General features: G+C 47.8%; 8 protein-coding genes. All 8 read left to right on the top strand.

The window, feature by feature from the left end; genetic code table 11:
* Positions 1–404 (top strand): FtsW/RodA/SpoVE family cell cycle protein (locus tag NEPTK9_RS03750; RefSeq protein ID WP_194847494.1); only part of this gene is annotated, 404 nt, incomplete at its 5' end.
* Positions 383–1,483, top strand: coding sequence for a UDP-N-acetylglucosamine--N-acetylmuramyl-(pentapeptide) pyrophosphoryl-undecaprenol N-acetylglucosamine transferase (locus NEPTK9_RS03745; RefSeq protein ID WP_194847493.1), 1,101 nt, complete (start codon positions 383–385; stop codon positions 1,481–1,483). The genes NEPTK9_RS03750 and NEPTK9_RS03745, both read left to right, overlap by 22 nt.
* Complete coding sequence (gene murC, locus NEPTK9_RS03740) at positions 1,480–2,775, top strand: UDP-N-acetylmuramate--L-alanine ligase (RefSeq protein ID WP_194847492.1); 1,296 nt, start codon at positions 1,480–1,482, stop codon at positions 2,773–2,775. Before NEPTK9_RS03745 ends, murC begins: the two co-directional genes overlap by 4 nt.
* Positions 2,772–3,443 carry a cell division protein FtsQ/DivIB gene (locus NEPTK9_RS03735; RefSeq protein ID WP_194847491.1) on the top strand — a complete coding sequence of 224 codons (672 nt, stop codon included), beginning with the start codon at positions 2,772–2,774 and terminating at the stop codon, positions 3,441–3,443. The genes murC and NEPTK9_RS03735 overlap by 4 nt, the downstream gene beginning before the upstream one ends.
* 77 nt (positions 3,444–3,520) lie before the next feature.
* A complete protein-coding gene (locus NEPTK9_RS03730; protein WP_194847490.1) occupies positions 3,521–3,751 on the top strand; it encodes a KH domain-containing protein in 231 nt (76 codons plus the stop codon).
* Between the two features lie 50 nt (positions 3,752–3,801).
* Positions 3,802–4,146, top strand: a complete 345-nt coding sequence (locus NEPTK9_RS03725; RefSeq protein WP_194847489.1) for an STAS domain-containing protein — start codon at positions 3,802–3,804, stop codon at positions 4,144–4,146.
* 172 nt (positions 4,147–4,318) lie between these two features.
* Complete coding sequence (gene miaA, locus NEPTK9_RS03720; RefSeq protein ID WP_194847488.1) at positions 4,319–5,332, top strand: tRNA (adenosine(37)-N6)-dimethylallyltransferase MiaA; 1,014 nt, start codon at positions 4,319–4,321, stop codon at positions 5,330–5,332.
* Positions 5,333–5,402: 70 nt separating this feature from the next.
* Positions 5,403–6,914, top strand: coding sequence for a hypothetical protein (locus tag NEPTK9_RS03715; protein ID WP_194847487.1), 1,512 nt, complete (start codon positions 5,403–5,405; stop codon positions 6,912–6,914).
* Position 6,915: the final 1 nt, after the last annotated feature.

Genomic DNA, 6,915 nt, shown 5'->3' with positions numbered 1-6,915 from the left:
GGGAGCTCTTTGGGCGGGGGGTTGGAGAGAGCCTCCAAAAGCTTAACTATCTTCCGGAAGCGCGGAGTGACTACATCGCAGCGATCTATGCTGAGGAGCTGGGTTTTGTGGGAATTCTTTTTTTGATACTCCTTTATCTCTTTATTGCGTATAGTGGATTCCATATTGCCTCAAAAGCAAAGAGTAAAGAGGGGTTTTATAGCGCTGCAGTCCTCACCTTTTTGATCTCTTTTCAGGCTTTTTTAAATTTAGGAGTGGTTTCAGGACTGCTCCCCAGTAAGGGAACCAACCTGCCTTTTTTTAGTCAGGGAGGTTCCTCCCTTTTAGCAAATGGAATCGCAATCGCGCTCATTATGAGTGTGCACCGAACAAAGGAAATAGTATGGAAAAAAGGATTCACTTAATGATCGCTGCAGGGGGAAGCGGGGGACACCTCTTCCCCGCCCAGGCCCTTGCGCTGGACCTTCTTCAAAAAAATCCCGAAATGCAAATCGCTTTTGTCGGGGCAGGACTAAAAACCAACCACTACTTTAAAAAAGATCTCTTCCCCTTTCTTGAAATCAAAAGTGGAACCCCCTTTAAAAAACATCCCTGGCATATCTTTAAGGCTCTTTTCTCAATTGGGCAGGGAGCTTTCCGCTGTTTGAAGGTTTTTTCGAAAAGAAAGCCCGACTTGATCATTGGCTTTGGGAGTTACCATACCTTTCCCGCCCTTTTTGCTGCTAAGCTGCGGAAAGTTCCGATCATCCTTTTTGAAAGCAATGTCCTTCCGGGAAAGGTGAACCGCTTTTGCTCAAAGTGGTCAGCCCTTTCGGCGATTCAGTTTTCCCATGCCGCCCGCTATCTAAAGGGAAGTAGCACATGTGTGCAGATGCCCCTTTTGAAGAAAAAAGGGGAGGGGCCAACGAAGAAAGAAGCGCGTGACTATTTTGGCCTTGACCAAGAAAAGTTCACCTTTTTGGTCTTTGGAGGCTCCCAAGGAGCGCAGGGGATTAACCGCTTTTTCTGCGGGGCGGCCGAACATTTGGTGAAGAAGGGGATCGACTTTCAGGTGATCCATATCGTCGGTGAGGATAAGCGGGCCGAAAAGCTCCGCGATTTTTATGAAAAGGTAGGGGCTAACGCTGTTGTTAAAGCCTTTGAAGAGAAGATGGAGTATGGGTGGGTTGCTGCTGATGTGAGCGTTTCGCGCGCCGGAGCAGCGACACTGGCCGAAATGATTGAGTTTGGAGTGCCGAGCATCCTCATCCCTTATCCCCATGGAACTGAAAACCACCAGATGAAAAATGCCCTTTTTGTCTCGGAAGAAATTGGAGGGGCGGTTGCCCTCGAAGAAAAGGGACTCCGGGGAAGCATTTTAGCGGCGGCAATCTGCGATCTTTTAGAAAACGATAAGCTGAAAGGGATGACCCAAGCGCTCCACACCTTTAAGGAAGGGGAGAGCAAGCAAGATCTCTGCAGCCTTGTCTTGGGGATGTTATGAAACATGCACACTTTTTAGGGGTTGGGGGAATAGGGATGAGCGCCCTGGCCCATATTTTACTCGAAAAAGGGGTGGTGGTTTCGGGCTCCGACCTAAAAAACATCTCCCACCTAGAAAAGTTAGGGATTGCCCATACCGATACCCTTCCTAAAGAAGGCTCTCTTATTTACAGCACGGCAATTAAAGAGGACCACCCCCAATTGGTAGAAGCTAAGGGGCTGGGCCTTCCTCTCCTTCACCGTTCGGAACTTTTGGCGGAGCTCTTGGCCGAAAAAAAGGGGCTCCTTGTTGCGGGAACCCATGGAAAAACGGGGACTTCAGCCCTTCTTTCTTGGGTCCTTTATCATGCCGGGCTCGACCCTTCTTACGCCGTTGGAGGAATCCTTAAAAATTTGGGAAAAAATGGGGGGTATGGGCAGGGAAACTACTTTGTTGCCGAAGCCGATGAAAGTGATGGAAGCTTTTTGCATTATGGAGGGGAAGGGGCCATCATTACGAACATCGAAAAAGAGCACCTCGACTACTGGAAAACCGAAGAGAATTTGATCGCAGGTTTTAAGAAGATGGCCACAAAGATTCAAAACAAAGAGTTCCTTTTTTGGTGCGCCGACGATCCCCTCCTTGCTGCGCTCGATCTGCCGGGGGTTTCTTATGGGAAAAAGGGGACATTAAAACTCCTTTCCTGCGAGCAAAAAGGAACCAAGACCATTTTTTCAGCAAGCTTTGAAGGAAAAACCTATACAATGACCCTTCCGCTGATAGGAGAGATGCTTGCCCTCAATGCCCTGGCCATCTTAGGGATCGCTTTAAAGCTCGGGATTTCAGAAGAAAAAATCGGTGCGGCCTTTGCCTTCTATCAAGGGGTGAAGCGGCGGCAAGAAAAGATCGGAGAGGTGAACCAAATCGCTATTTATGATGACTATGCCCACCACCCCACCGAAGTGTTGAATCTCTTAAAAAGCTTTAAAAAGGGGCTGGGCGGACGGCGGCTCGTTGCCCTTTTTCAACCCCACCGTTATAGCCGGACAAAGGAGCTCCTTGCTGAGTTTAAAGGAGCCTTTGAGGAGGCCGATGTGACCCTCATCACCACCCTTTATCCCGCGGGAGAAGTGCCTCTTCCAGGGATCAGTGGGAAGCGTCTTGCCCAAGAGGTTGATGGTGCTCTCTTTTTAGAGCAAGAAAAGCTCCTTACGGAACTTCCCAAAATGCTCACTGATGGGGATGTTTTGGTGACGATGGGAGCGGGGGATGTGACTGCCATTGGACCCGAACTCTTGGAAAAGTTGCGATGAAGTCTTTTTTGCTAGTGATGTTTTTTTTAGGGCTCACCTTTGGGTTTTATAAAACGCTTTCCTACGTTAAGGAAAAACCTTGCCAGGAACCCATTACGACCATTGTGCAGACAGGTCCCCTAAAAGAAGGGCTCAAAACCGATCATCTCGCTGAGATTCTCCACCTTTCAATCGATAAGCCCCGCTCGATCACCCCTGAAGCAGCGGAAAAACTTCTTTTAAAACACCCCCTCATCAAAAAAGTAGCGGTCTCCCTTCTTAACCCCCAGACCCTTTACATCGACTACACCCTCAGAAGTCCTCTTTTTACCTTGATCGACTATGAGAATCGGGCGGTTGATGAAGAGGGGAAAGTCTTCCCTATCCGTCCCTACCTGACCCCAAAAAATCTCCCAGAGCTTTCTTTGGGAGAGTCCGACCTTTACCCTTTAGCGCTTGAGCTTCTCGATCTTTTGGGGACGGAAGTCGAGAGGATCGATCTTTCTAGGGCCAAGGATCCTTCCCTCGGCAAGCGAGAGGTCGTAGTGGTTTTGTCAAAGGGGCACACCCTCCGGCTCACTCCAAGGAACTACCATGAAGAACTAGAGCGGTATGATGCATTAGAACTTGAAGAAGGGGTGGTCATCGATCTTCGCGTTCCTAAGCTTGCTTACATAACTTCAGATTAAAAAACTGTGCGCAAACATTGCACAAAAGTTACGCAAATGGTACAATCTTACATTGACTCATGTAACACCGAGGAGATATGGAAGAGTTTGTTAGCTATGTGATTAAAAATTTAGTCGATATTCCAGACGAAGTAAAAATTAATATTTTTGATGGTTCGAAAAGCTCTGTTGTTGAGATCCGTGTCCATGACGATGATGTTGCCAAGCTTGTTGGTAAGCAAGGACGGACGATTAAAGCGCTCCGTCAGATTGCGATGACTGTTGCAGCCCGTCTTGGTCGAAAGGTTCGCCTCGAGATTGTTCAGTAGACAAAATTCTTTAATTACTATATCTTTAGGGAAATAACCGGGTTATTTCTATGAGTGCTGGATTACAGATACAAATTGAAGATGATCAAGGGGCCTTGATGGTCCGCCTTGAAGGGAGGCTCGATGCTGCATCGGCTCCCGTCCTTGAGCGGAAGCTTATCGAGCAGATCGAAAAGGGGAAGGCAAAGCTCGTCTTAGACTTTGCTAAAGTTGACTACTTGAGTAGTGCTGGGATGCGTCTCCTCCTTTCAACCACAAAAAAGCTCAAAGGAAATGGGGGAGGACTTCACCTCTGTTCCGTTGGCGAAGAGGTAATGGAGATCATCAAGATGGCTGGTTTTGAGCGGATCATTCATATTTTCCCGACCGAACAAGAAGCTCTTCAAGGATTTTAGTAACCTCAGTTTTGGGTTTAGTTTGCTTAGCTCCAGAGGGAGTTTTGCTTAAATTTTCTTCTTTTTGATCGAAGGTAAGGGTCTAAATGGCCCTTTCCGAGATCAAAAAGGAGAAAAGAAAGCTAAAACCCCCTGAGGTTGAGTGAAATAAACCCAAAACTGAGGTTAATAGGTGAGAGGCGATCTTCTCGATGCTCAGGGGCAAGAGCCTGCCCCTTCCCGAAAAAAAATCGATGCTCTTGCAGGAACCAAGCGGGTGATTGTCCTGTCAGGTCCAACTGCCGCGGGAAAGACCCGCCTTTCCCTTGAACTTGCCCGGATCCTAGGTGGGGAAATCGTCTCTGCCGACTCGGTTCAAGTCTACCGGGGGATGGATATTGGCACAGCCAAAGCCACTCCCGAAGAGCGGATGGAGGTCCCCCACCACCTGATCGATACCCACGACCTTTCCGAGTCCTTCAACGTTGTCCAATTTTATGAACAAGCCACTGGGGCCTGCCGTGAAATCCTCTCCCGCGGCCATGTCCCCATTGTTGTTGGCGGAACCGGCTTCTACCTTCATGCCCTCCTTTATGGGCCGCCTCAAGGGCCTCCCGCCTCTCAAGAGGTACGGCAAAAGCTCGAAGAAGATATCGAAAAGTTTGGAACTGAAGCGATCTACGACAAGCTCTGCTCCCTAGATCCCGATTACGGAGCGACGATTAACCACCGCGATCGGCATAAAATCATCCGGGCTCTTGAGATCATCACCCTTACTGGGAAAAAGGTAAGTGAATTCCCCAAAGGGCATGTTCCCAGCCGTCCTAAAGAGTTTGACTTTCGGTGTTGGTTTATTTACTTTCCCAAGGAGATCCTTTTCTCCCGGATCGAGATGCGGTGTGATGAGATGATGACCCAAGGGTTTATCGAAGAGGTCGAAGCGCTTGAAAACGAGGGTCTACGTGAAAACCTCTCTGCTGCCCAAGCCATTGGTTACCGCCAATGTCTTGAGTTCCTCGATTCTCCCCGTAGCGATGAGGATTGGGAACACTTTGTCTGGGAGTTTAAAAAAGCCTCTCGCCGCTATGCCAAGCGGCAGTTCACCTGGTTTCGGCGAGAGCCTCTCTTCCGCTGGGTCGATCTCGATGTTTATGGCTACCAAAAAGCCCTCGAGATGATCCTCCAAGACTACGAAAGTCGGTATTGACACTTTTCATTAATTTCGCTTTATAGTAAAATAACTAGGATGGATATCCCCTCAACCTATATCGGAAGCAATGGAAACAGAAAACAAAGAAAAAAAGCCTAAAGTAGAGTCAGAGATCTTTAAGACCTTTCGAGAGTCTTTTGAGGGTCAAAAAGAAATTGAAGAGAAGATCCGTGTGGCTCTCGACTTCATGGAAGAGATTTTAGGGAAGCCCAATGGGGTCTCCTTAAAAGAGTTTTGGGATGCGAAAAAACTCTGCGGCCCTCTGTTCAAAGAAGAGATGAATCCAATCAAGCGGAACCATCTGTGGAACGAATATGCCGAGATGGGGGATGAAGCGCGTCGTCTGAAGGAAATCAAGGATGAACAGGCTGCTTTTTCCGTTGAGCAGGTGGAGCTTGCCATTGAAGCGCTCGAAGCTGATGTGGACCATTATGATCGTTTGGTCGCCAATAGTGATCCGATCCACTTTCCTAAAGGGGCTGAAGAGCTTCAGATCAAGTTAGGGGAGTATGAAAAGATCCAAAAGGAACTTTCCCTTTTAAAAACACTTATTTCTCGCTTGGACGCCTTACGCAAAGAGGTCCTGGCAATCGACATGCGGATCAGTCACAAGAATAAAATCTTAAAACGTCTTTCGAAGCTGGGAGACCATGTCTTCCCCAAGAGAAAAGAGCTCATTAAGAAAGTGAGTGATCAATTTGCTGGTGACGTTGAATCCTTTGCAAAAGACCGCTTTTCTGGGGGAAAGACCCCTTACTACGTCATCCGGAATGAAATTAAACTGTTTCAAGCCGTTGCAAAGGTCCTCACCTTAAATTCGCAGGCCTTTACCAAGGCGCGGAAGGTCTTAAGCGAATGTTGGGACAAGATCAAGGAAAAAGAGACCGAGCGGCGGGCTCAGATGGGAGAGCGCTCTGAAGAGTGGAAGAAAAACTATGAAGAGATTGCTCCCAAAGTGGCCGAGTTTGAGGCCTTTTGTGAAAAACCAGAAAACCAAGACCGGACCAAGGTCTTGGATGCTTCGAATGCGCTTCAAGAGGCGATGCGTGGCGTTTCTTTAAGCCGCGAAAATGTCAAAGAGCTTAAGGAGTGGATCCAAAAGGCGCGAAATGCCGTTCTCGATAAGTTAAAAGAACAAGTCGAGGAGAAAAAAGCGGCAAGCCGGAAAAAAGTGGAAGATATAAAGGACAAACTCACCCACCTGATCGAAAAAGAGGAAACGACCTCTCTTGAAGACTTAGAAAAAGGGGAGACGGAGCTCAAAGAGGCATATAGAGCCCTTTCCTTAAACGGGATGGAAATCCATGTCTTTGAGCGGAACTTTGCCGACCTTAAGAGCTTTATCCTCGATAAGAGGGAGGGAACTGTTGGGACCGATCACCTCCAGGAGCTTTACGAAGAAAGAGCGGCCCATATTGAGGTCATTAAAAGCCAGGTCAAAGAGTACCGGAAAGAGATGGGAGGGTCAGGTCTTGATTTTGAAAAGGGGATGACCTACCGTGAGCTTTATGACAGCGCAAAGATCCATCTTGATAAAGAAGTTGAAGCGCTTGAAAATCTTGAAGAAAAATTAGTTTAAC

Origin of the sequence: Candidatus Neptunochlamydia vexilliferae (genome assembly GCF_015356785.1) — a bacterium.
GTDB classification, from domain to species: domain Bacteria; phylum Chlamydiota; class Chlamydiia; order Chlamydiales; family Simkaniaceae; genus Neptunichlamydia; species Neptunichlamydia vexilliferae.
Note: the sequence above shows the minus strand (reverse complement) of the source record. Positions and strands in the feature narration are given on the sequence as shown.

What these genes read in the sequence shown, in the direction of transcription:
- NEPTK9_RS03745 (WP_194847493.1), top strand. Translation starts at nt 383, where the DNA reads ATGGAAAAAAGGATTCACTTAATGATCGCTGCAGGGGGAAGCGGGGGA.
- murC (WP_194847492.1), top strand. Translation starts at nt 1,480, where the DNA reads ATGAAACATGCACACTTTTTAGGGGTTGGGGGAATAGGGATGAGCGCC.
- NEPTK9_RS03735 (WP_194847491.1), top strand. Translation starts at nt 2,772, where the DNA reads ATGAAGTCTTTTTTGCTAGTGATGTTTTTTTTAGGGCTCACCTTTGGG.
- NEPTK9_RS03730 (WP_194847490.1), top strand. Translation starts at nt 3,521, where the DNA reads ATGGAAGAGTTTGTTAGCTATGTGATTAAAAATTTAGTCGATATTCCA.
- NEPTK9_RS03725 (WP_194847489.1), top strand. Translation starts at nt 3,802, where the DNA reads ATGAGTGCTGGATTACAGATACAAATTGAAGATGATCAAGGGGCCTTG.
- NEPTK9_RS03715 (WP_194847487.1), top strand. Translation starts at nt 5,403, where the DNA reads ATGGAAACAGAAAACAAAGAAAAAAAGCCTAAAGTAGAGTCAGAGATC.